The organism is Streptomyces sp. NPDC003379 (assembly GCF_053589195.1).
The window spans coordinates 61496-84716 of the sequence record NZ_JBSFRK010000010.1 but is presented as its reverse complement, the minus strand read 5'-3'; the positions used below and the strand labels follow the sequence as shown (position 1 = coordinate 84716).

Sequence of the window (23221 nt, the reverse complement as noted above, 5' to 3'; positions counted from 1 at the left end):
CCGCTGCCGTCAGGCGCGGTAGCCGAGCACCGTCATCATTCCGGCCTCCGAGTGGTAGACGTTGTGGCAGTGGACCATCCACAGGCCCGGGTTGTCCGCCTCGAAGTCCACCGTCAGGGTGCCGTTCGGCAGGATGATCGCGGTGTCCTTGCGGGGGCCGTTCACCACGTTCGCCAGGGCGAAGGTGTGGCCGTGGAGGTGCACGGGGTGCCACATCGAGGTGGAGTTGGCGAAGACCAGGCGGACCCGCTCGCCCGCGCGCAGCGGATGGCGCCGGCCGGGGGAGTAGGGCTTCTTGTCGAAGGCCCAGTCGTACTTGGCCATGCCGCCCGTCAGCTGGAGCCTGATCGTGCGGTCCGGCTTGCGGGAGGGCAGGGCGACGGACTCGTGCGACCTCAGCTTGTCCGCCGTCAGGAGGCGGCCCTTCAGCTCCATGGGGCGGGCCGACGCGGACGGCGCGGCCCCGCCGCCCGTACGCAGCACCGCGAGCGCCGCCGCCTTCTTGCCCTCGGCCACCGCGGTCAGCGGAAAGGCGCCGTCCTTGGCGGTGACCAGGACGTCGTACCGCTCGCCCATGCCGAGCAGCAGCGCGTCCGTCGTCGCGTGCTCCACGGGGAAGCCGTCCGTGTGCGTCACCGTCATCTCGTGGCCGCCGAGCGCGACGCGGAAGGCCGTGTCCCCGCCGGCGTTGATGATGCGCAGCCGGATGCGGTCTCCGGGGCGGGCCCGGAACTGGGAGGGCGACGTCGCCGTACGGCCGTTGATCAGGTAGTGCGGGTACGCGACGTCGCCCGCGTCGCCCCCCAGCAGGTCGCTCTTGGCGCCCATCATCATCCGGGAGGGGCCGGGGCCGGGGCCGGGGCCGGGGCCGGTCCGCTCCGGCTCCGGCTCCGGCTTCGGCCTTGACTTCAGCTTCGGGGAGGGTGCGGTCCGTGCCGCCGCGTGAGACATGTTCGACATGTCGTGGCCGCCGTGGTTCTCGCCGCCTGAGGAGCCGCCCTCGTCCTCGTCCGGGTCTGCGTTCCCGCCCATGTCGTGGTCGGCCATGCCCTTGCTCAGTTCCGCGAGCACGCCGTCCGGGGTCGAGCCGTCCACCCCGTCGACCCAGTCGTCGAGGACGATCACCCACTCCTTGTCGTACTTCAACGGCTCCTTCGGGTCCTCGACGATCAAGGGCGCGTACAACCCGCGGTCCTGTTGGGTGCCGGAGTGCGGATGGAACCAGTACGTCCCCGGGTCCGGCACCGCGAACCGGTAGGTGAAGTCCGCCCCCGGCTTGATGTCCTGCTGGGTGAGGCCGGGGACGCCGTCCATGTCGTTGCGCAAGGCGATGCCGTGCCAGTGGAGGGACGTGGCCTGGGGGAGGTGGTTGGCGAGGGTCAGGGCGAGGGTGTCGCCCGCGGTGACGCGGACCTCCTTGCCGGGCAGCCCCTCCCCGTACGCCCACGTCCTGACCGTGGGGCCGCCCAGGTCGAGCTTGGTCTCCATGGCCATCAGCTTCACTTCACGAACCCGGCCGCCGTGGTCCCTCTTCTTCTCGGCGGCGGTGACCTCCGGGCCCGCCGGGTCCACGTATCCCTCGGTGCCGGACGCGCCGCCGGCCCGGCCATGGCTGCCGCCGTGCCCGCCTGAGCCCGAATCCGAATCCGAACCCGAACCGGAACAGGCCGTCAGTATTCCTGTCCCGGCGACAGCAGCGGCGGCGCCGAGCAGGGCGCGGCGCGAAGGGGAGTGCGGGGTCGAATGGGCGAGTGGGGTCGAAAGGGTGGGTGAAGTCGGAAGGGTGAGTGGGGTAGTAGGAGTGGTGCGCGGGGTCTGGTGGCGCATGGTTGGGTGACACCTCGTCGTGGTGGTGCGTGCGAATCGGGCGCGTCCGCTGCTTCTGGTACACCGCTCGACGCCCATGGGTTCCCACCGGAACAGCACGAGTCCTCCGGGCAGCGCGAAGCAGCCGGGGCGCGGTCTAAATGCGCAGCACCGACAGACGGGCGAGCAGAACGCGGGGCGGCGGCGCCTCGGGCCGCGGGGCGTTGGGAAGATGCCCGGTCGCGGGGGCGCGGGCGAGCGTTCCGCCCAGCCTCAGCAGCCCCGCCCGCACCAGTAGTACGAGCGTGAAGGCTCCCAGAACCGCCAGACACACGGACAGCGGATCCATCCCCATGCCAGTCATGCCGTGCGGCTCCGACGTGGACTCCGACGCGGGCCCGGCGTGGACGCCTTGCCCGGAATGGGCGCCGTGCCCCATGGCCGCCGGTTCGGCAGATGCGGAAGCTCCGGCTCCGTGGCCGTCCGAGGGATGCCCCAACGTATGCATGGTGACGATCCCGAAGAGCAGCGCGGCGAGCAGTAGCAACTGCCCATAGCCCCCGCGGCCGCTCGTCCTCACCATGAGGCAGACCCTACCCCCGCCGGGTATCCGACGACATGCGGGCTGCCACCGCTGCAGTGATCATGAACGTATGACGACTACGGACGAGGCGTTCGGCGAGCCGTGCGGCTTCCACCCCGATCAGCGGCCGTCACGATCGGCTGCCTAGCGTGTGTCCCCCGAGCTCACCCTCCACGATGGCGGACGCCTCCATGCCTCCACGGCCGACGCACCCGCACGGCAGCGGTCGCCGGCGGCCCGTCGTCGCCCACGCCGTCGTCCCTGCCCTGCTGCTGCTCGGCACGCTCCTGTACACCACCTGGACCATCGAGGCGTTCCTGCCGACCGGCCTCTCACCCCTCCAGGCGTACGTCAGTGAACTCGCCGCCCATGACCAGCCGTACGGGATGTTCTTCCGTACCGCCGACCTGCTGGCGGGGCTCCTCGTCCTCGCGGGCGCGGTGGGCGCGCTGGTGTGGCTGCCGTGTCGAGGCCCGGCCGTGGCGGGCTGGGCCGGGATCGCCCTGTTCGGGGCGGCCACAGCGGCCGACTCGCGGCTGCCGCTGAGCTGCGCGCCGACCGCCGACGCCGGGTGCGCCGCGCGGGAGGCGGCGGGCGCCGTGCCCTGGACGCACTCCGCGCACGCCGTCAGCAGCAGCCTTGCGGTCGGCGGGGCGTTGCTCGGCATGGTGCTGCTCACCCTCGCGGCGCGGCGCGGTGTCGGCGCGTGGCCCGCCCTCGCGCGTACCGGCCCGGTCCTCGTCGTCCTCGAAGTGGCCGCCTCCGGGTGGACGCTGGCGTCCGTCGCCGCGTTGGAGGCGGGGCGGGGGACGTGGGGGCTCGGGGTCGGGCAACGGCTCCAGGTGCTGTTCATCGCGGTCTGGATCGTGGTCCTCGCGTGGTCCCTGGTGGCCGCCGCCGCCGCGTCGTCGGCTGTGCGGCGCGGATGACCTTCGTACGCATCCGAGGAGTGCCGCACCACGTCGAGGTGACCGGGAACGGGCCGGTCTGCGTGCTCAGCGCCGGGCTCGGGCTCGGCTGGTTCGACTGGGACCCGGTGGTGCCGCTGCTCGCGCCGCACCGGACCGTCGTCCGCTTCGACCGCCCCGGGCTTGGACTCAGCGGGCACGCGCGCGTGGCGCCCACGTTGCGCGGTGAGGCGGAACGGATTCTGCGGGTGCTGGACGGGGTCGGTTTCGGCGGGGAGAAGGTCACGGTGGTCGGGCACTCGCTTGCCGGGTTCCATGTGGAGGCGTTCGCGCGGCTGTATCCGGAACGTACGGCGGGGCTCGTCCTCGTCGACTCCAGCGTCGAGGAGCGGCCCCGGGTGCGGGTGTCTCGCGGGGCGCGGGTGGCGGGCACGCGCGCGTGCGGGGCGTTTCTGTGCGCGGTGGGGGTGCCGCGGGCGGTGGGGCCCGCGCTGCGGGGGCGGGTGGCGCCGACTCCGTGGGCCGGGGTGTACGGGGCCGGGAGGGTGTGGCGGGCGGCGCTCATGGAGTACGCGACGTATGGCGACCTCGCGGTGGAGCTGGCGGGGCTGCGGCGGGCCCTTCCTCTGCCTGGTGGGGTGCCTGTGACCGTGCTTGCCGCTTACGCGGGGGGTTCGGGGAAGTGGCTCGGTCGTCAGCGGGGGCTGGCCTTCGGCCTCGGCGGGGGGTTTCGCGTGGCGCGGCCTTCGGGCCATCTGCCGATGTGGGATCGGCCGGGGGATGTGGCGGGGGCGGTTCTCGCGGGGCTCGGGGGCGGGTGAGCGGCCTGGCTTTGCCGGGGCGGAACCCCGCCGCTTCGCGGCGATCGTCTCCCACCCACTCGCCCGTTTGCCCCGCATGGGGCGGGGACCGTAGGGGCTGCGGGTTGGTCTGCCGGTTGTCGGGCGATGGGGTTACTCGTTCCCGCCGCTTCGCGGCGGATGTCTCCCACCCACCCGCCCGTTCACCCCGCATCGGGCAGGGACCGTAGGGGCAGCCGTCTGCCGTCCTACGGTGCCTGCTCGGTGCCGGGTAAACGGGCGGGTGGGTGGCACAGATCCGCCGCGAAGCGGCGGGCTTGGACGGACCGGCCGGTCGTCAGTCGCAGAAACCGCCCAGCCCGCCCACCGGCCAGCCCGGCGGTACCGCCCAGCCCCGGCCCAGCCGACCGGCGTAGCTCAGCCCCCAGCCCAACGACCGGCCTCGCTCGGCCCCGCCCCGCCGACCGGCGTAAACCCCGCCCGGCCCCGCCGACCGGCGCAGGCTCAGCCCCGCCCCGCAGGGAGAAGCCCCCTCACCCAAGAGGGCCGCCCCGCACAACCCGTACGCTGTCGCGGATCACAATGTGCGTGCCCAAAAGGTGACGTTCCTGGCCCGTGCGCGGCCCGCCGGCCAAGGCGCGGCGGACCGCCGTGCGGCCCATTTCCTCGGCGGGGATGCGCACGGTCGTCAGACCGGGAGTGATGTCCGCGGCCACGGGGTCGTCGTTGTAGCCGACGACCGACATGTCCTCCGGGACCCGCAACCCGTACTCCCGCAACGCGATGATCGCCGCCGCCGCCGCCCGGTCGTCCCCCGCGAAGACCGCCGTGAACTCCGGCCGGCCGTCCGCCGCTTCGAGCAGGTCCCGCATCGCCCGGTAGCCGTGGTTCTGCCCGAAGCCGACCCCGTGGAGGATGGCGTCGCCGCGCGGCACCCCGTGGTCGGCGAGCGCACGGAGGTAACCGGCCAGGCGGTCCTCGCCGGTCGTGTTCCCCGGCTGGTAGCCGAGCAGCGCGATCCGCTGGTGTCCGGCGCCCAGGAGGTGGCTGGTGACGGCGTGGGCGCCCGCTTCGTTGTCGTACTCGACGACCAGCGCGGGCACGTCGGGCGCCGGCGCCGGCCGGCCGCACAGGACGAGCCGGGAGCCCGCCGCCGCGAGGGCCTCCGCGTAGTGGGCCATCCGCTGCCGGTACTCGTCGTCCTGCGTGACGCCGCCCACCAGCACCACGGCCTCGGCTGCCTGCTCGCGCATCATCTGGACCAGGGCCAGCTCGCGGGCGGGGTCGCTGCCCGTGGACGAGACGAGCGTGAGGCGGCCGTGCTGGGCGGCCTCCATCTCCACGCCCTGCGCGACCTGCGCGTAGAACGCGCCCACCACGTCGTACATGAGCACCGCGATCGTCTTGCGTCCGGCGCCCGCCAACGCGCGCGCGTGCGCGTTGGCGACGTAGTCCAGGTCCTTGACCGCGCGCAGCACCTTGGCGCGTGACGCCGTGGACGTCGGGTAGTTGCCCGCCAGGACCCGCGAGACGGTCGCTACCGACACCCCCGCGCGCGCGGCCACATCGCGGATGGTGACCCGCTCACCCACTGTCTCTCCCTCGCATAGCACCCAACAGAACGCCACTGGCGCCCACCTGGTATCCGACCGGACGCCAACAGCGCCGACCCCGAGCGGAGTTGCCCTCCCCACGACCACCACCGCCCCGGACCCATCATCCCGTGCCCATCCCGCAACCCCCGACCCCGACCCCCAACCCCAACCCCCGCCTCAGCGCCCCGCCTCGTACTCCTCCAGGAACTCCTCGGCCGACCGCTCCCCGCCCTGGGACCGCCACTTCTTGTAGATGCCGTCCCAGTCGGAGAGCCTCTTGCGGCCTGCGACGACCGCCATGACGCCGTCCGTGATGATCTGGTCCATCGTGGCGCTCTGCCGGTTGTACGTGGTCGACATCAGGCCCCAGTGGTCGTCGGGCACCAGCATCGGCACGACCTTCTTCTGCCAGGCGTGCAGCCGCTCGGTGAGGTCGGGGAAGCCGGCGTAGTACAGCGGCTGCGGCGCGTCCATGAGGTAGGGGAAGGGCAGGTTGGTCCGCGAGTCGACGAGGCCCAGCTCCGTGGCGACCGGGTCGCCCGCGTTGTCGTACGCGAAGTGGGTGTCCTCGACGCCGTAGTGCATCAGCTCGTACTCCTTCGATCCGAACGGCGAGGCGAGCCAGTTCAGTACGCGCAGCATCAGCTTGACGCGGTCCTTGGAGGCCTTCTTGATGACGGTGTAGCCGAAGCAGCCGCGGTTCTGCTGGTAGACGGGCGTGACGCCGTCGACCGCGTAGGGCTCGGCGACGTCCAGGGTGAACTCGCCCTTGATGCCCTGGGCGTTGGAGATGGCGGCGCCCCAGCCGTCCGTCATCGAGCGGACGGTTCCGTTGTAGAACTGCGTCTTCAGGTCCACCTGGGAGAGCGAGGTGGCGTCGGGGTTGTACGAGCCGTCCTGGCGCAGCTCGGCCATGTACTCCAGCGCGGCCTTGAACGCGTCGGTCCCGTACATGTCGGTGACCTTGCCGTCCTTGATCTGCCACTGGTTGGGGGCGCCGTGCCACATCGCGTGGTAGAGGTAGCCGAAGTAGCCCACCGTGGAGGCGCCGAGAGCGGACCTCCTGCCCTGTGAGGCCTCCTCGGCCATCGCCCGGAAGTCGGGGGCGGACATGCCGGGCCGGTAGCCGGCCTTGTCGAAGGCGTCGCGGTTGATGAACATCGCGCCCTGCACCTTGGCGCGCTCGACGGGCAGCCCGTAGATGCGTCCGGCGATGCGGCCCATGCCTTCCCAGGCGTACGTGGGGATGTTGGCGAGGTTGGGGTAGTCCTTGACGGCGTCGCCCGACAGGTGCTCGCTCAGGTCGGCGCACCGGGACTTCACGAACTGCGACTCGCGCGGCAGGACGTACCCGCCACCGAAGTTGATCATGTCGGGCAGGTCGTCGCCCGACATCAGCGTGGACATCTTGGCGCGGAAGTCCGCGTCGGGCACGACGCTGAACTCGATCTCCACGCCCAGCGCCTCGTTCACCGCCTGCCAGTACTTGTTCCGGCCGACCGGCTTCGGCGGCGTGCCGTAGGTGATGGTCATGACCCTGATCTTCTGCTTGCCGTCGCCCGGCTTCTCGGCCGTCGCCCGGGTGAGCTTCTCGGGGTACTTCGTGTAGCCGGGCTGCACGCCCCCGGTGGTCGGTGCCAGGTCGGGGGCGGGACCCTTGGCGGGGGTGTACGTCGGCCAGGGCGCCGCCTTCTTGCCCGCGTTGGATACGTTGCCACCGCCGCCGGAGCCGGTCGAGCAGGCGGTGAGGACGGACGGGGCGGCCAGCGCGGCGCCGCCGACGGTTATGGAGCGGAGCAGCGTACGCCGCGACATCGAGGAACCGGACACGTGAATGAGCCCTTCTGTACGACGGTTGGGGAAAGCTCGGTTGGCTCGGCAAGCTCAGTGAGGTCAGTGAGGTCAGCTCTTGATGGCGCCGGTGAGCACGCCCTTGGTGAAGTACTTCTGCAGGAAGGGATAGACGACCAGGATCGGCACGGTGGCGATCACCAGGACGGCCATCTGCGTCGTCTGCGGGGCGGAGACCATGCCGGCCTCGCTCAGGCCCGTGTCGGCGATCTGGGAGCCGCCGATGACGTACGTACGCAGGACCTGGGAGAGCGGCCAATGGTCCGACTCCATGTAGATCGAGGCATGGAACCAGGCGTTCCAGTAGCTCACGGCGTAGAAGAGGGAGACCACGGCGAGAGCCGCCTTCGACAGCGGGAGCACGATCCGCCACAGGATGTGCCAGTCGCCCGCGCCGTCGAGCCGGGCCGCCTCGTACAGCTCCTCGGGTATGCCCTGGAAGAAGCCGCGCAGCACGATCAGATTGAAGACGTTGATGAGGACGGGGGCGATGAGCGCGGCATACGTATCCATCATCCCCATGCCCTTGACCAGTAGGAACGCGGGGATCATGCCGGGCGGGAAGAGGAACGTGAAGAGGATCAGCAGGAGGACGGGCTTGCCGCCGAAGACGCCGGGGCGGGCCAGGGCGTACGCGAGGAAGGTGGTGCACGCGAGTGAGAAGAGGGTGCCGAGGACCGTGAGACCGACGCTCACGCCGAGCGCCTTGGTGACGATGCCGCCGCTGAGGATGGTCCGGTAGGCGCGCAGCGTCGGATCGCCCGGCCACAGCACCCAGCCGCCGTTGTCCACGACCTCGCGGTTGGAGGCGAGCGAGGTCGAGACGATGACGAGGAAGGGGATCAGGACGAGCGCGAGAACCACGACGACCGCCACCCCTTTGGCGGCCTTGGTCGCGAACCGGGGCTTCTCCATCCAGGCGGGCCTGGTGACGTGTCCGGCACTCACTTGTAGACCCCCTGCTCGCCGAGCCGGTGGGCGACCCGGTTGGCGGTGTAGACGAGCGCCGCGCCGACGACGCCCTTGAAGAGACCGGCGGCCGCCGCGTATCCGGTGTCACCGCCGACGATGCCCTGCCAGAAGACGAAGGTGTCGAGGACCTCGCCGACCTCCGGGCCGACCGATTGCCGCTGCAGCAGCATCTGTTCGAAGCCGACGGAGAGGATGTCGCCGAGCCGCATGATCAGCAGCAGGATGATGATGGGCCGGATGCTGGGCAGCGTGACGTGCCAGAAGCGCCGCCAGGGCCCGGCCCCGTCGATGGCCGACGCCTCGTACAGCTGCTCGTCGACCTGCATCAGCGCGGCGAGGAAGATGATGGTCCCCCAGCCGGCGTCCTTCCAGACCACCTCGATGACGACGAGCGGCTTGTACGCGTCCGGGTTGCCGATGATGTCGACGGTGTGCAGTCCGGAGTCGCTGAGCGTCGTGTTCAGCAGGCCGGTGTCACCCAGCACCTGCTGGAAGAGCGCGACGACGACGACCCACGACAGGAAGTGCGGCAGATAGATCACGGACTGTGTGAAGCGGCGCAGCAGGTCCGAGGTCAGGCTGTGCAGGAGCAGGGCGATGGCGAGCGGCGCCGGGAAGAAGAAGACGAGCTGGAGCACCGCGATGAACAAGGTGTTCCACGTCGCGTGCCAGAAGTCCGGGTCGCCGAACATCCGCTCGAAATTCGCGACGCCGACCCAGGGGCTTGCCCACAGGCCGTCGAAGGGGACGTACTCCTTGAAGGCCACCGCGTTGGCGATGAAGGCGCCGTAGTGGAAGACCAGGAAGTACGCCAGCCCCGGCGCCATGAGCAGGACCAGGAAGCGGGTGCGCTGAAACCGTTTCCACAGCGTGTCGCGCCCCGTTCTCCCGCCGCTTGACCCGCTGTCGCGCCTGCCGGGCGGCTTCACCGCCTCGGTTTCCGCCCGGTCCTTCGTCACCGTCGGCACGGCAACCCCTCCGTCGTCGGAATAAGGTGCCCGGAATCTAAAGCGGTTACTGTCCTCGGTCAACCCCCTCTGTCAGGCGATCTCTTGACCACTGTCCCCAGATGGTCCTAGCCTCCAGACGCTGGTGAGTAACCGGTTACTACGAGGGACGGTCACGCGTGGCAGATCAGACAGACCGGACACAGCGGGCGGGGCGGGCCGGTGGTCCACCCATGGCGGCCCTGCCGATGGCGGCCCTGGCGATGGGCGCCGAGGTCGCGGACCGCGTCTTCACGCCGGATCTGCGCGAACGGCTCGCGGCGTGCGTGGAGTTGGCGCCCTCGGTCCTGTCCGCACCGCTCACCACCGTGGCGTCACGTGCGGTCCTGGCCTCGACGGAAGTGCTGATCACGGGCTGGGGGTGCCCACCGCTGACACCCGAGGTCCTTGCCCACGCGCCCCGCCTGCGGGCGGTCGTCCACGCGGCGGGCTCGGTCAAGACGATGGTGACGGAGGCGGTGTGGGAGCGGGGCATCGCCGTCTCCTCGGCGGCGGACGCCAACGCGGGCCCTGTCGTGGCGTTCACCCTGGCGGCGATCACGTTCGCGGCGAAGGGGGCGTTGCGGACCGCCGCGGGGTACGCGGCCGGGTGGCCGTCGTTCACCGAGCGCACCGGGGGCGACGCGCGCGCCATCGGGGTCATCGGGGCGTCCCGCATCGGGCGCCGCGTGATCACCGCTCTGCGGGCCTCCGACGCGGGGTACCGCGTGCTGCTCACGGACCCCTACGTGACGCCCGCCGAAGCCGAGTCGCTCGGCGCGGAACTGGTCGGGCTCCCCGAACTGTGCGCCCGCAGCAGCATCGTCACGGTGCACGCGCCCCAACTCCCTGAAACCCGTGGCCTCCTGAGCGAGGCCATGCTGAGACTGATCCCGGACGGCGGCTCCGTCATCAACACGGCCCGGGGCTCACTGGTCGACACGGAGGCGCTGGCGCGGGAGTGCGGCACGGGCCGCCTCGACGCGTTCCTGGACGTCACGGACCCCGAGCCGCTGCCCGCGGACCACGCGCTGCTGCACCTCCCGAACGTCCTCGTCACCCCGCACATCGCGGGGGCGCAGGGCGACGAGGTGCGGCGGCTCGGCGCGTACGCGGTCGCCGAGGTCGAACGGCACGTCGCCGGAGCACCCCTCCGCGGCCGCCTCCTCCGTGCGGACCTCGCCCGCCTGGCCTAGGCCCTTCTGGTCGGGTCCGGGCCGTCAGTACGCCGTACCGGTTCATCAGGCGGAGCTTCGTGGAGGCGGCCCGGGAGGACGGCGGGCACGCCGTCGGCGGGAGCGAGAAGTCTGGTGTCCGGAGGGATGGGCCCAGCCCCGCCCTGCCGCGCCCCGCCCTGCCGTGCCCCGCACCGGCCCAGGCCGGTCCGGTCCAGGCCGACCCAGGCCAGCCCAGCCCAGCCCAGGTCAGGGCCAGCCCAGGCGAGGCCGACGTCACGGCTTCCCCGCACCGCGGGCCTTCAGCAGTCCCTCCATCAGCGAGATCTCCGAGGACTGCGACTCGGCCATGCCCCGGGCCAGCCTCCGCTCCACAGGCACCTCGCACCGCTCCACACAGCCCTCCGCCATATGTACCCCACCCCGGTGGTGCCGCGTCATCAACCGCAGATACAGCACCTCCGCCTCCCGCCCCTTCAGCTTCCCCAGCCGCGCCAGCTCCGTGTTCGTCGCCATTCCCGGCATCAGCGCGCCGTCCTTGCCCGGCGGCACGTCGTCCATGCCCATCCACTCCATCGGCGCCCCGTCGGGCACCTTCGGCAGCTCCCACAGGTCCAGCCAGCCCAGCAGCATGCCCCGCTGATTGGCCTGCGTCTGGGCGATGTCGTACGCGAGCCGCCGCACGTCCTCGTCGTCGGTCCGGTCCCGCACGATGTACGATATCTCGACGGCCTGCTGGTGGTGGACGGCCATGTCGCGGGCGAACCCCGCGTCGGCCGACGAGTTCGCCGGAGTGTCGGCGCCCCCCGAGCCGGTGTGCGTCGCGGCGACCGCCGCCGTGATGCCGCCCGCGACGACGGCGGCCGCCGCGACGGCGCCGACGGCCCAGTTCGTGCGGCACCGGCCGGTCGGAACCCTCACTGAGCCAGCCCGCCGGTGCACGCGGCGCCGCGCTCAGGGGTCTGCTTGCCCTGCACGTACTTGGCGAAGAACTCCTTGACCTTCGGGTCGTCCGCGCCGGTCACCGTCCGCTGGTGCGCCCACGCCGTCAGCATGACGGGGTCCTTCTGTTCCTTGACGGGGCTCATCAGCGAGTACGGCGTCGCCTTGACCTTCGCCGCGAGCTTCTTCAGGTCGGCGGGGTCCGCCTTGTCGTTGTACGTGACCCAGACGGCGCCGTGCTCCAGGGAGTGCACGGCGTTCACCTCCGGGAGCTCCTTCTCGTAGACGTCGCCGTTGCAGTTCATCCAGGCCTGGTCGTGGTCGCCGCCCACCGGGGGAGTCATCGGGTAGTCGACCTTCTCGGCGACGTGCGTACGCCCGAGCTTTCCCCAGACCTTCTCGCCGTCCTCGGCCACCTTGTACTTGGGCCAGGCTCCCGAGCCCGCCTTCGTGTCGGAGGAGTCGTCCGAGGCATTGGAGAAGAGGAGGAAGCCGCCCACGCCGAGCGCCGCGACGACGATCGCGCCGACCGTGATGGCCAGGGCGCGGCCCCGGCGTTCCCGGGCGCGGTCGGCCTGGCGCATCTCCTCTATCCGGGCCTTGCGGGACGCGTTGCTCTTGTTCTTGGCGGAACCCATGATGTGTCCTTCTAAGACTAAGAAAGGGACGTACGGGACGACGAACGAGTCCGCTGATCGTAAGGCGAGGACAGCCCGGACCACAGGGTGTCTTCCAGTCCCCGTAACGGCCTGCGGACGCGAGGAGGCGGGACAGGACAAGGGCGGTCCCGGGGGCGGCCCGCTGTTACGGAGGAGCCGATCAGCAGGCACTATGGGCACAGAGCGGCGCGCGGCACGGCTCGGAACCCGGCACGGCTCGGAACCCGGCGGCACGGGGTCCGCAACGCGTTCGAAACCGGGTGATGGGATGCTCGTGAGCCCGAGGCGCCCCAAGCTGTCCCGTGGCGCGGGAGCAGGCGGCCTGACCAGCAAGGATGGGTGGAAGCGGAAGATGGACAAGCAGCAGGAATTCGTGCTCCGTACGTTGGAGGAGCGCGACATCCGGTTCGTACGCCTGTGGTTCACGGATGTCCTCGGCTTCCTGAAGTCGGTGGCCGTGGCCCCGGCCGAGCTGGAACAGGCCTTCGACGAGGGCATCGGCTTCGACGGCTCGGCGATCGAAGGATTCGCCCGGGTGTACGAGTCGGACATGATCGCCAAGCCGGACCCCTCCACCTTCCAGGTACTGCCCTGGCGCGCGGAGGCCCCGGGCACGGCCCGCATGTTCTGCGACATCCTGATGCCGGACGGCTCCCCGTCCTTCGCGGACCCCCGCTACGTACTGAAGAGGGCCCTGGCGAAGACCTCCGACCTCGGCTTCACCTTCTACACCCACCCCGAGATCGAGTTCTTCCTCCTGAAGGACAAGCCGCTGGACGGCTCGCGGCCCACGCCCGCCGACAACTCCGGCTACTTCGACCACACCCCGCAGAACGTGGGCATGGACTTCCGCCGCCAGGCGATCACCATGCTCGAATCCATGGGCATCTCGGTCGAGTTCAGCCACCACGAGGGCGCCCCCGGCCAGCAGGAGATCGACCTCCGCTACGCGGACGCGCTCTCCACGGCGGACAACATCATGACGTTCCGCCTGGTCATGAAGCAGGTCGCCCTGGAGCAGGGCGTCCAGGCGACGTTCATGCCGAAACCGTTCTCCGAACACCCCGGCTCGGGCATGCACACGCACCTCTCCCTCTTCGAGGGCGACCGCAACGCGTTCTACGAGTCGGGCGCCGAGTACCAGCTCTCCAAGGTCGGCCGCTCCTTCATCGCGGGCCTGCTCACGCACGCCGCGGAGATCTCGGCCGTCACCAACCAGTGGGTGAACTCCTACAAGCGCATCTGGGGCGGCTCCGAGCGCACGGCCGGCGCGGGCGGCGAGGCACCCTCGTACATCTGCTGGGGCCACAACAACCGCTCGGCGCTGATCCGCGTGCCCATGTACAAGCCGGGCAAGACCGGCTCGGCGCGCGTCGAGGTCCGCTCGATCGACTCGGGCGCCAACCCCTACCTGACGTACGCGGTGCTGCTCGCCGCCGGTCTCAAGGGCATCGAGGAGGGTTACGAGCTTCCGCCGGGCGCCGACGACGACGTGTGGGCGCTCTCCGACGCGGAGCGCCGCGCGATGGGGATCGAGCCGCTCCCGCAGAACCTCGGCGAGGCGATCGCGCTCATGGAGAAGTCGGAGCTGGTCGCCGAGACGCTCGGCGAGCACGTCTATGACTTCTTCCTGCGGAACAAGAAGCAGGAGTGGGAGGAGTACCGCTCAGAGGTGACGGCGTTCGAGCTGCGCAAGAACCTGCCGGTGCTCTAGCGGCGCCCCATCAGGGGCGCGGGGAACTGCGCGAGCAACCACAGAAAAGCCGCGGACGCGTCTGTTCGGCAACCCGGCAGACGCCTCCGCGCGCGCCTAACAGGGCACGATCGCGTCCCGCAGAGACGTGGTCGCCCGCACCCGATACTCCTGGATGGCCCAGCCGTTGCCGTCCGGGTCCTTGAAGTACATGAACGTGCCGCCGTCCTGCGGCGCGTGCTGCACCGGCTCGGTGACGTCCAGGCCGCGGGCGACCAGCTCGGCGTGGGCCGCCTTCGCGTCGGCGACGCACAGCTGGAGACCCTGGTAGGAGCCCGCGGCCGGCGTCGGCCCGTCCATCGTCTCCCAGAGCGTGTCGGCGAGGGCGATGGAACAGCCCGAGCCGGGCGGGGTCAGCTGGACGATGCGCATGCCCGGCATGACCTCCGTGTCGATGTCGACGTGGAAGCCGAGCTTGTCGCGGTAGAACTCCTTGGATCTGTCGATGTCGCTCACGGGCAGCGGGATCACTTCAAGGGTGTATTCCATGGGCCGCAGTACATCAGGTGCGGCGGGGTCACGCGGGCGGAACGCGTCGGTCAGGCCGTAGGCTCGGGGCCGGGAGTGATCGAACGGAGGCGCGAGACCATGACGGTGCCGCAAGGGCGCAGGAGCAGTACGTTCACGCGGCTGCTGCGGCACGGTTTCACCGACCCGTCCGCGGCGGAGCGGTTCCTGGACGCCCCGGAGCTGAGCGCCGTCCGCTCCGACCCGCTGCTCCTGGACGCGCTGGGCGCCACCGCCGACCCCGACCTGGCGCTGCGCGGCCTGGTGCGTCTCGTGGAGGCGCAGGAGGACGGGAACGGCCGGCGCGAGCTGCTCGACACCCTGGTCACGGCCAAGCCACTGCGCGACCGCCTGCTCGGCGTGCTCGGCGCCTCCGAGGCCCTCGCCGACCACCTCGCCCGGCACCCGCGCGACTGGCGGGCCCTGGCCACGTACGAGTCGGCCGATCTGCACCCGGGCGTCGCGGACTTCGAGCGCGGCCTGGCCGACGCCACCGACCCCGTCTCGCTGCGGGTCGCCTACCGCCGCTGCCTGCTGGCCATCGCCGCCCGTGACGTGTGCGGCACCACCGATGTCGCCGAGGCGGCAGCCGAGCTGGCGGACCTCGCGACGGCGACGCTGCGCGCCGCGCTCGCCATGGCCTGCGCGGCGGCCCCCGACGACGCCGCGCGGTGCAGGCTCGCGGTCATCGCGATGGGCAAGTGCGGTGGCCACGAGCTGAACTACATCTCCGACGTCGACGTCATCTTCGTCGCGGAAGCAGCGGCAGCAGCGGAAGCAGCGGGAGCCGCCGAGGCCGCCGACGGCACCGGTGCCACCACGGACGACGAGGACGAGGCGCTGCGGGCCGCGACCCGGCTCGCCTCGCACATGATGCGGATCTGCTCCGAGACGAACGTCGAGGGCACCATCTGGCCCGTCGACGCCAACCTCCGCCCCGAGGGCAGGAACGGCCCGCTGGTGCGGACCCTCTCCAGCCACCTCGCGTACTACCAACGCTGGGCGAAGACCTGGGAGTTCCAGGCGCTGCTCAAGGCCCGCCCGGTCGCGGGCGACCTCGCGCTGGGCGAGGAGTACGTCGCCACGCTCGCGCCGCTGGTCTGGCACGCCGCCGAGCGCGAGAACTTCGTGTCCGACGTGCAGAAGATGCGCCGCAGGGTCGTCGAGAACATCCCCGCGGGCGAGGTCGAGCGGGAGCTGAAGCTCGGCCCCGGCGGGCTGCGGGACGTCGAATTCGCCGTACAGATGCTCCAGCTGGTGCACGGCCGCAGCGACCGCTCGATCCGCAGCGGGACGACACTCGCGGCCCTGGACGCGCTCGGCGCGGGCGGCTACGTGGGGCGGGTGGACGCCGCGCAGCTCGACGACGCGTACCGCTTCCTGCGCTCCCTGGAGCACCGCATCCAGCTGTACAAGCTGCGCCGCACGCACCTGGTGCCCGAGGGCGACGCGGACCTGCGCCGCATCGGCCGCTCCCTGGGGATGCGCACCGAGCCGATCACCGAGCTGCACCGCGCCTGGAAGCGGCACACCTCCGTCGTACGCAGGCTGCACGAGAAGCTGTTCTACCGCCCGCTGCTCGACGCGGTGGCGCAACTGGCGCCGGGCGAGGCGCGTTTGAGCACGGAGGCGGCCCGCGAGAGGCTGGTCGCGCTCGGCTACGCGGACCCGAGCGACGCCCTGCGCCACCTGGAGGCGCTCGCCTCGGGCGTGTCCCGCAAGGCCGCCATCCAGCGCACGCTGCTGCCCGTCCTGCTCGGCTGGTTCGCGGACTCGGCGGACCCGGACGCGGGCCTGCTGAACTTCCGCAAGGTCTCCGACGCGCTCGGCAAGACCCCCTGGTATCTGCGGCTGCTGCGCGACGAGGGCGCCGCGGCCGAGAACCTCGCCCGGGTCCTCTCCGCCGGACGCCTCGCCCCCGACCTGCTCCTGCGCGCCCCCGAGGCGGTCGCCCTCCTCGGCGACGAGCGGGGCCTCGTGCCGCGCGGCCGCGCCCAGCTGGAGCAGGAGACCCTGGCGGCGGTGCGCCGCGCGGACGGCGCGGAACAGGCGGTGACGGCGGCGCGCGGCGTGCGCCGCCGTGAGCTGTTCCGCACGGCCGCGGGCGACATCATCGGCTCGTACGGGACGGAGGAACGGCCCGCCGAGGCCGACCCCGGCGCGCTCGTGGACCGGGTGGGCGACGCGATCTCCGACCTGACGGCCGCCACGATCGCGGGCACCCTGCGCGCGGTCGTCCGCGACGGCTGGGGCGACACGCTGCCGACCCGCTTCGCGGTCATCGGCATGGGCCGCTTCGGCGGCCACGAGCTGGGCTACGGCTCCGACGCGGACGTCCTCTTCGTGCACGAGCCGCGCGAGGGCGCCGACGAGCAGGAGGCGGCGAAGGCGGCCGCGAAGGTGGTCGCGGAGATGCGCAGGCTCCTCCAACTCCCCTCCGCCGACCCGCCGTTGCTGATCGACGCCGACCTGCGCCCGGAGGGAAGAAGCGGCCCGCTGGTCCGCACGCTGGGGTCGTACGAGGCGTACTACCGCCGCTGGTCCCTAGGCTGGGAGTCCCAGGCGCTGCTACGGGCCGAACCGGTCGCCGGGGACGAGGGGTTGGGCCGCGCCTTCATCGACCTCATCGACCCACTGCGCTACCCGGCGCAAGGACTCGGCGAGGACGCGATCCGCGAGATCCGCCGCCTCAAGGCCCGCATGGAGGCGGAGCGGATGCCGCGCGGCGCCGACCCGACACTCCACGCCAAGCTGGGCCGCGGCGGCCTCTCCGACGTCGAATGGACCGTACAGCTCATACAGCTGGAACACGGCGGAACGGTGCCGTCCCTGCGCACGACCCGCACCCGCGCGGCCCTGGCCGCGGCCCGCGAGGCGGACCTGATCCCGGCCGAGGACGCGGCGACCCTCGACGAGGCATGGGTCCTGGCGACGCGCGTCCGCAACGCGGTGATGCTGGTACGCGGCCGGGCGGGCGACACGTTTCCCTCCGGGGGGCGTGAACTGGCCGCGGTGGGACGGTACTTGGGGTACGACGCGGGGCACGTCGGCGACATGCTGGACGACTATCGGCGGATTACGCGGCGGGCTCGGGCGGTGGTGGAGGAGCGGTTCTACGGGGGGTAGGGCGCCGGACGCACGGGCGTGCGGATTGTTGCTCGCGCCTTTGACGGCGCGACGCGGTGATCGATACACCGGGCGATCAAGCCACTCTGGTGGACCAGGCTGGGCATGCCGAAGTGGAACATCACCGCCCCGCGTGTGGGATGCCCCAGGGCATAGAGGCCCGGAACGCCCTCCACCTGGTGTGTACGCGGGTCGGTGCGCAGACCGCCGAGCGGGTGCCCAGCGGAAAAGTCCCTGGCCAACTCGGTTTCGACGCCTCGCTCCGCCGGGAGTGGCGGCCGATGCGTCGCCGGGCCGACGGCGTTGAACAGCACGTCCACGCTCACGCGCGCGGACCGGGCGCGGACGGTGAAGCCTCCTGCCGGTGCGGGCTCGACGCGCGTGACTCCATCGGTCAGCTGCAGCTGACCCTTGTCGAGCAGGCGCAGCAGTAGTTGGCCCCGGTGGCGGGGCATTGGGCAGCACAGACTGGTGATGGCGCGGTGGTGGCGCTGCCACAGGGCCGCCTTCTCGGCGTCGGGAAGCAGGTTCCAGGCATGGCCGGCGAAGCGCGGCAGCGCCTTGTGCAGCACGGCTTCGCCCAGGTCCCTGTCCTCGTCGGCAGCGGCCAGTTGGCGGCGCAGCCGGTCGGCGGGGGGGTCGGGGGCGAGGAACTCGCGGACCAAGCGCGCCTGGTCCACCCCCGCCGCCGTCAGCTCCGCCTGGAGCAGTGACATGAGACGGCGCTCGGAGACCGTTCCGTCGGAACCGGCCAGGGCATCAAGGCGAGCCAAGGTCAGATGCCGCAGTTGGTGGTCGGCGGGGTGCTTGCGGACCGCGGGCAGCAGTCCGCTGCGTGAGAAAAGACGAATGGGCCCGTGATGGCCATGTGCGGTCAGCCAGGCCACGATGTCCACGGCGGTCAGCCCGGCACCGATGACGCCTACGCGGCAGCCGGGCGGCACACGCTTACGGCCGAGAGGGAAGGGCTCGGCGACATAGTCCGGGATGCCGGACAGACGGTACGGGTCGGCCGGTGCGGGAGGACCGGTGCACAGCACCACGTGTTCGGCGGGTTCGCACACCAGGGCGCCTGGTGCCGTGGATACGGTGAGGTGCGTACCGTTCCAGGACACGCGGCTCGCGTGCTCGCGCACGAGACGTAGTCGCCAGCCGCGGCGGGCCAGCCGCTGCCAGGTATCTCGAAGGGTGTTCTCCAGGTAGGCGCCGTAGTGGGCGCGGGCGGTGAGCCCGTCGGCGTCCGTCGCACCCGGGTGCTGGGATGCCAGCCAGTGTTCAGCGTGTGAGGGGTCGTCCTCGCGGACGGACATGTGCGCGGCGGGGATGTTCGTCAGTACCCGCGTGTCGTCCCGCTGATAGGCCCGTCCCCGCCACAGGTGCCTGGTGCCGTCCACCACCGTGAGAGCGCACGGCTCCCGCAGCCGGGCGGCGAGGTTCTCCACCAGGGACGCGCCCGCGGGGCCCGCGCCGATGACGACGATGCGTTGCATGGCATCCCTGACCTGGTCGTGGGGTGTGATGACCGGCCGTCTCCCGCCACAGGGCAGGCGCGGTCCGCTCCCGTCATGGGGCGGCCGAGATCCGCCGGCTGCGGCCCGGCGGGTGACGGCGGCGACCACGATAAGTCGACCATCGTCTGGAAGGCTTCTCCGCTCATCACTATGGGGGACATGTGGTTCATCGGCGTGTCCTTGGCCGCGGCACGACGGTTGCTGGACGCGACAGTTGGAGCACGGTACGCCGGTCTGTCGGCCGGACTCCGTCCGGCCGGAAGGCACATGGTCTTGGCACTCTTGCGACCACATCGCCGGCGGGCGGCCGAGCGGACACCCGCGCGGAAGGCGTCCCCTCCGGCGCTGACTCATTGGTGCGTCCGCAGAGCTCGTCACCTGCTCGCCGCCACAGCGGTGTCGGTCCTCCTGATGGCGGCTGTCGGCGTCGGCGGACTGGACCGGCTCACCAACAGCGGTCTGGTACCGACGGGTTCGGTTTCCGAGCGGGACAACCGCATTCTCGCTGCGCGTCACCATGCGGGCGGCACTGCGGACTTGGTGCTGCTGGTGCGCGCCGATGCCTCAGGCGGTCTCGGCAGCGGGCCGGTGGCCGAGCAGAGCCGCGTTCTTGAGCGCCGCGTCACACGGTTCCCCGGGGTGGTCTCCACGACCTCGTACTGGAACACCGGGGACGCCTCTCTGCGGTCGCGGGACGGAAGCGCGGCCCTGATGACAGTCGACCTGGGAGAGGACGAGGCGCAGGCGTGCCGCACCGCCGAGACTCTGGTGCCGCAAGTGACGGGACGCAGCGGCCTGCTGACCGTTTCGGCCACCGGACCGGCTTGGGTGAGTACCGAGGTCATGCGCCAAAGCCGAGGGGATCTGCTGCGGGCCGAGCTGCTCGCCGTACCGTTGGCGGCCGCCATCTTGCTGTTCGTCTTCCGCTCTCTGGCAGCAGCCGTGATCCCGGTGCTGACAGGCGCCGTCGCGGTGGCCGGAACACTGGCGGTACTTCGTCTGCTCACCTCCGTGACAGAGGTGTCTGTCTACGCCGCCAACATCACCACCGCCCTGGGCTTCGGGCTCGCCGTGGACTACGCCCTGTTCGCGGTTGCCCGGTTCCGGGAGGAGCAGGCCACCGGTCTTGCCATGCCACAGGCCATCGTTCACGGAACGGCCGCCGCAGGACGCACCGTTCTGGCCTCCGCCGGTGTAGTGGCGCTGTCGCTGTGCTCCCTCTTCCTCTTCCCCTTCGGCTTCTTGCATTCCATTGCCTGGGCGGGTATCAGCGTGGTGGTGCTGTCGGCTGCCTCCACTGTGCTTGTCGTGCCCGCCCTGCTGACTGTGCTGGCCCCGTACCTGGACCGCTTCGACCTCTTCACGCGCCTGCGGCTGCGCGGCGCGGCCGGCCCGGCCGGGGAGGGAATGCTGTGGCGGCGGGTGGCCCGCACGGTCTGCCGTCGTCCGCTTGCCTGGGCCGTGGGGTCCGTCGCGCTGCTCGGAGTATGCGTCGTCCCGTTCGCGCATGCCTCCTTCGCCCTCAGCGACGCCCGGACGCTGCCCGCACACAGTGAACCGCACGCCGTGGCACGGGCCATCGCCCAGGACTTCCCGCATGCCCCGGACCGGCGGTTGACCGTCGGTCTGCCGCGGGACACCGGCGCCCACGACCTCAACGTGTACGCCCGCAGGGCCGCGGCTCTGCCGGGCGTCGCCGAGGTGCGTACCGCCACCGGCTCCTACCGAGAAGGTGAGCACGGCCCGCTCCCCGAACGGCAGGCGCGGCGTCACCTCGCCCCCGGCGGACCGCTGTTGACGGTCTTCTCCAGCACCGGCCCTGCCACTCCGATGTCGCGGCAGCTGGTCCGCGAGCTGCGTGACCTGCCTGCGGCCGGACGCAGCCCGGTGGCCGGCGAGGCGGCCCGCGCGGCCGACACCCGGGCGGCGCTGATCCAGGCGCTGCCAGGCGCCTGCACGCTGGTGGCATCCGTCACCTTCGTGCTGCTGGCCCTGTTCACCCGCAGCCTGTTGATCCCGGTGAAGGCGGTGGTGGTCGCCGCGATCAGCCTCGCCGCTTGTATGGGATGTCTGGTCTTCGTCTTCCAGGACGGCCATCTGCGCGCCTTGGTGGGCGACTTCACCGTCACCGGCGACCTGGACGGAACGATCGTGGTGTTCGTCCTGGTCATCGCCTACGCCTTGTCGGTGGACTACGAGATGTTCCTGTTGTCGCGCATCTGCGAGGCGTACGCGGTGTTCGGTGACACCGAGCGGGCCGTGACCACGGGGGTGCAGCGCACCGGGCGCCTGGTGACGGCAGCCGCGTTGACCTTCGCGGCTGCCGTGGGCGCCCTGGCGACTTCCGGTCTGACACCGCTGAAGGTCATCGGAATCGGGCTGGCCCTGGCCACTGTGGTCGACGCCACCCTGGTGCGCGGCATCCTGGTCCCTGCCGTGATGACGCTCACCGGCCGCGCGAACTGGTGGCTGCCCCGGTTGCCGTCAGGACTGTTCGCCCGTATCCGCACCCACCGGAAGTGAGTGCTTGAGAGGACTCACGGGGTGCTGAAGACCAGTACGACGTTGTGGCCGCCGAAGCCGAAGGAGTTGCTGACCGCCGACCGCATGCGCACGGCACGGCGTTCGTCCCGGATGATGTCGAGGTCCACTTCGGGATCGAGCCGGTCAAGATTCACGGTCGGGGGCACGGTCTGTTCCTGGAGGGAGAGGACGGTCACGGCGGCTTCGATACCGCCGGCGCCACCGAGCGCGTGCCCGATCACGCTCTTCACGGCGGTGACCGGGGGAGGGCAGTCGCCGAAGACCCGGCGCAGCGCTCGTGCCTCGGCCAGGTCCCCCACGGGTGTGGAGGTGGCGTGGGCGTTGACATGGTCGATGTCGTCGGCCGTGAGCCCGGCGTGGGACAGCGCGGCACGCAGGGCGCGTTCAGCCCCGGCCCCCTGCGGGTCGGGCGACACATAGTGGTGCGCGTCCGAGGAAGAGCCGTGCCCCGCAAGGAGGGCACGCGGAGTCACCCGGCGCGCCCGCGCCTGTTCCAGCCGTTCCAGAACCAGGATGCCCGCGCCCTCGCCGAGCACGAAACCGTCCCGGTGGGCATCGAAGGGGCGCGACGCGCCCGCGGGGTCGTGGCGGTGCCGCGACAGAGCGGTCAGCTGGCTCAGGCAGGCCGAGGCGGCGGTGGACCGGGCGGACTCGGCCCCACCGGTGATCACGATGTCGCAGGTGCCGGAGCGCAGCAGATCGGATGCCACCGCGATCGCGTAGCCGCCAGAGGCGCAGGCTCCGGCGACGGCGAAGCTGGGCCCGTGAGCCGCCAAGTCGATGGTGACCTCGGCGACCGGCGTATTGGGCATGGAACGGGGGAGGGCGGTCGGTGAGATGCGTTGAGGGCGTCCTGCGTTCAAGTGGGCGAAGGCGTCCGGCCACGCCAGCATGGAACTGTTGCCGACTCCCAGGACGACGCCCACGCGCTCGGCGGGCCACTCGCGCGGCGTCAGGCCCGCGTCCGCGACGGCTTCCCGGGCGGCAAGCACCGCCAGCTGGGACGAGGGGTCCATCCGCCGGGCCTGCCCGGGGACGAGAGGCGTGACGCGCGCGGACTCGGGGACGGCGCAGGAGAAGTCGACCGGAAGCCCGGTGAGCACCGGGTCCTTCGCCGCGACTCTGACGCCCGCGCACAGACCCGCCCAGGTCGCGTCCCGGTCGACTCCCGCCGGGGTGATGAGGCCGAGACCGGTGACGGCCACGGCGGCTGCCGGGGTGCTCATGACGCCGGGAGGTTTTCCGCCAGGCGGGCCGTGATCTCCCCGACGGTGGAACGGGGCGAGTGGGCAAGCAGGTCCGCTTCGGAGTTGACCCCTGCGGCAACCGCCAGTTCGACGACGTCGACGGAGTCGAGGCCGAGGTCGGCGAAGGTGGTGTCGGGCGTGACGGCTTCGGCCGGAACGCGGAACAGCGTTTCCAGATGGGTGACGAGTTCGTTGTGGCAATCCTGCGGGCTCATGTTTGGGCCTTCCTGGCGGGAGTCTGTGGGAGTCGGAGTGG

18 protein-coding genes are annotated in these 23221 nt (G+C 71.4%); 6 read left to right on the top strand and 12 right to left on the bottom strand.

The annotated features are described in order from the left end of the window. Positions 1 to 9: 9 nt before the first annotated feature. Both ACWDVB_RS11855 and ACWDVB_RS11850 read right to left on the bottom strand, forming a co-directional pair. Complete coding sequence (locus ACWDVB_RS11855) at positions 10 to 1713, bottom strand: multicopper oxidase domain-containing protein (RefSeq protein WP_451514621.1); 1704 nt, start codon at positions 1711 to 1713, stop codon at positions 10 to 12. A 250-nt stretch (positions 1714 to 1963) separates the two neighbouring features. Next, on the bottom strand, positions 1964 to 2389 hold the full coding sequence (locus ACWDVB_RS11850; protein WP_451514508.1) for a DUF6153 family protein: 426 nt from the start codon (positions 2387 to 2389) through the stop codon (positions 1964 to 1966). 191 nt (positions 2390 to 2580) lie between these two features. Here ACWDVB_RS11850 and ACWDVB_RS11845 point away from each other — a divergent pair, with 191 nt between their 5' ends. Both ACWDVB_RS11845 and ACWDVB_RS11840 read left to right on the top strand, forming a co-directional pair. Beyond that, positions 2581 to 3318 carry a DUF998 domain-containing protein gene (locus ACWDVB_RS11845; RefSeq protein ID WP_451514507.1) on the top strand — a complete coding sequence of 246 codons (738 nt, stop codon included), beginning with the start codon at positions 2581 to 2583 and terminating at the stop codon, positions 3316 to 3318. Beyond that, positions 3315 to 4118, top strand: a complete 804-nt coding sequence (locus tag ACWDVB_RS11840; RefSeq protein ID WP_451514620.1) for an alpha/beta fold hydrolase — start codon at positions 3315 to 3317, stop codon at positions 4116 to 4118. The genes ACWDVB_RS11845 and ACWDVB_RS11840 overlap by 4 nt, the downstream gene beginning before the upstream one ends. Positions 4119 to 4630: 512 nt before the next feature. On the opposite strand, the gene ACWDVB_RS11835 is transcribed toward ACWDVB_RS11840, so the two are convergent. The 4 genes from ACWDVB_RS11835 to ACWDVB_RS11820 all read right to left on the bottom strand — a co-directional run bounded on the left by ACWDVB_RS11835 (position 4631) and on the right by ACWDVB_RS11820 (position 9342). Continuing rightward, the gene (locus ACWDVB_RS11835; RefSeq protein ID WP_451514506.1) at positions 4631 to 5689 is read right to left on the bottom strand and encodes a LacI family DNA-binding transcriptional regulator; all 1059 of its coding nucleotides are present in this window, start codon (positions 5687 to 5689) and stop codon (positions 4631 to 4633) included. A gap of 180 nt (positions 5690 to 5869) precedes the next feature. Then, complete coding sequence (locus ACWDVB_RS11830; RefSeq protein WP_451514505.1) at positions 5870 to 7507, bottom strand: extracellular solute-binding protein; 1638 nt, start codon at positions 7505 to 7507, stop codon at positions 5870 to 5872. 87 nt (positions 7508 to 7594) lie between these two features. Beyond that, positions 7595 to 8458: a carbohydrate ABC transporter permease gene (locus ACWDVB_RS11825; RefSeq protein WP_451514619.1), complete on the bottom strand. Its 864-nt coding sequence runs from the start codon at positions 8456 to 8458 to the stop codon at positions 7595 to 7597. Positions 8459 to 8487: 29 nt separating this feature from the next. Further along, the gene (locus tag ACWDVB_RS11820; RefSeq protein WP_451514618.1) at positions 8488 to 9342 is read right to left on the bottom strand and encodes an ABC transporter permease; all 855 of its coding nucleotides are present in this window, start codon (positions 9340 to 9342) and stop codon (positions 8488 to 8490) included. Between the two features lie 353 nt (positions 9343 to 9695). On the opposite strand from ACWDVB_RS11820, the gene ACWDVB_RS11815 reads away from it, so the two are divergent. Next, positions 9696 to 10697 (top strand): hydroxyacid dehydrogenase, encoded by a 1002-nt coding sequence (locus ACWDVB_RS11815; RefSeq protein ID WP_451514617.1) that lies wholly within the window; start codon positions 9696 to 9698, stop codon positions 10695 to 10697. Positions 10698 to 10952: 255 nt separating this feature from the next. On the opposite strand, the gene ACWDVB_RS11810 is transcribed toward ACWDVB_RS11815, so the two are convergent. Both ACWDVB_RS11810 and ACWDVB_RS11805 read right to left on the bottom strand, forming a co-directional pair. Next, positions 10953 to 11597 (bottom strand): DUF305 domain-containing protein, encoded by a 645-nt coding sequence (locus ACWDVB_RS11810; protein ID WP_451514504.1) that lies wholly within the window; start codon positions 11595 to 11597, stop codon positions 10953 to 10955. Continuing rightward, positions 11594 to 12256, bottom strand: a complete 663-nt coding sequence (locus tag ACWDVB_RS11805; protein WP_451514503.1) for a DUF3105 domain-containing protein — start codon at positions 12254 to 12256, stop codon at positions 11594 to 11596. The genes ACWDVB_RS11810 and ACWDVB_RS11805 overlap by 4 nt, the downstream gene beginning before the upstream one ends. 373 nt (positions 12257 to 12629) lie before the next feature. On the opposite strand from ACWDVB_RS11805, the gene ACWDVB_RS11800 reads away from it, so the two are divergent. Next, entirely contained in the window at positions 12630 to 13991 is a 1362-nt protein-coding gene (locus tag ACWDVB_RS11800) for a glutamine synthetase family protein (protein ID WP_451514502.1), read from the top strand. A gap of 96 nt (positions 13992 to 14087) precedes the next feature. Here ACWDVB_RS11800 and ACWDVB_RS11795 read toward each other — a convergent pair whose 3' ends face one another. Further along, on the bottom strand, positions 14088 to 14519 hold the full coding sequence (locus ACWDVB_RS11795) for a VOC family protein (protein ID WP_451514501.1): 432 nt from the start codon (positions 14517 to 14519) through the stop codon (positions 14088 to 14090). 99 nt (positions 14520 to 14618) lie between these two features. Between ACWDVB_RS11795 and ACWDVB_RS11790 the strand changes: the two genes are divergently transcribed. Continuing rightward, positions 14619 to 17663: a bifunctional [glutamine synthetase] adenylyltransferase/[glutamine synthetase]-adenylyl-L-tyrosine phosphorylase gene (locus tag ACWDVB_RS11790; RefSeq protein ID WP_451514500.1), complete on the top strand. Its 3045-nt coding sequence runs from the start codon at positions 14619 to 14621 to the stop codon at positions 17661 to 17663. On the opposite strand, the gene ACWDVB_RS11785 is transcribed toward ACWDVB_RS11790, so the two are convergent. Further along, complete coding sequence (locus ACWDVB_RS11785; RefSeq protein ID WP_451514499.1) at positions 17651 to 19153, bottom strand: FAD/NAD(P)-binding protein; 1503 nt, start codon at positions 19151 to 19153, stop codon at positions 17651 to 17653. The genes ACWDVB_RS11790 and ACWDVB_RS11785 overlap by 13 nt on opposite strands. 432 nt (positions 19154 to 19585) lie before the next feature. On the opposite strand from ACWDVB_RS11785, the gene ACWDVB_RS11780 reads away from it, so the two are divergent. Continuing rightward, entirely contained in the window at positions 19586 to 21697 is a 2112-nt protein-coding gene (locus tag ACWDVB_RS11780; protein ID WP_451514498.1) for an MMPL family transporter, read from the top strand. A 14-nt stretch (positions 21698 to 21711) separates the two neighbouring features. On the opposite strand, the gene ACWDVB_RS11775 is transcribed toward ACWDVB_RS11780, so the two are convergent. Together ACWDVB_RS11775 and ACWDVB_RS11770 are read right to left on the bottom strand one after the other, a co-directional pair. Continuing rightward, the gene (locus ACWDVB_RS11775) at positions 21712 to 22944 is read right to left on the bottom strand and encodes a beta-ketoacyl-[acyl-carrier-protein] synthase family protein (protein ID WP_451514497.1); all 1233 of its coding nucleotides are present in this window, start codon (positions 22942 to 22944) and stop codon (positions 21712 to 21714) included. Further along, positions 22941 to 23180, bottom strand: a complete 240-nt coding sequence (locus ACWDVB_RS11770; protein ID WP_451514496.1) for an acyl carrier protein — start codon at positions 23178 to 23180, stop codon at positions 22941 to 22943. The genes ACWDVB_RS11775 and ACWDVB_RS11770 overlap by 4 nt, the downstream gene beginning before the upstream one ends. Between the last annotated feature and the right edge of the window lie 41 nt (positions 23181 to 23221).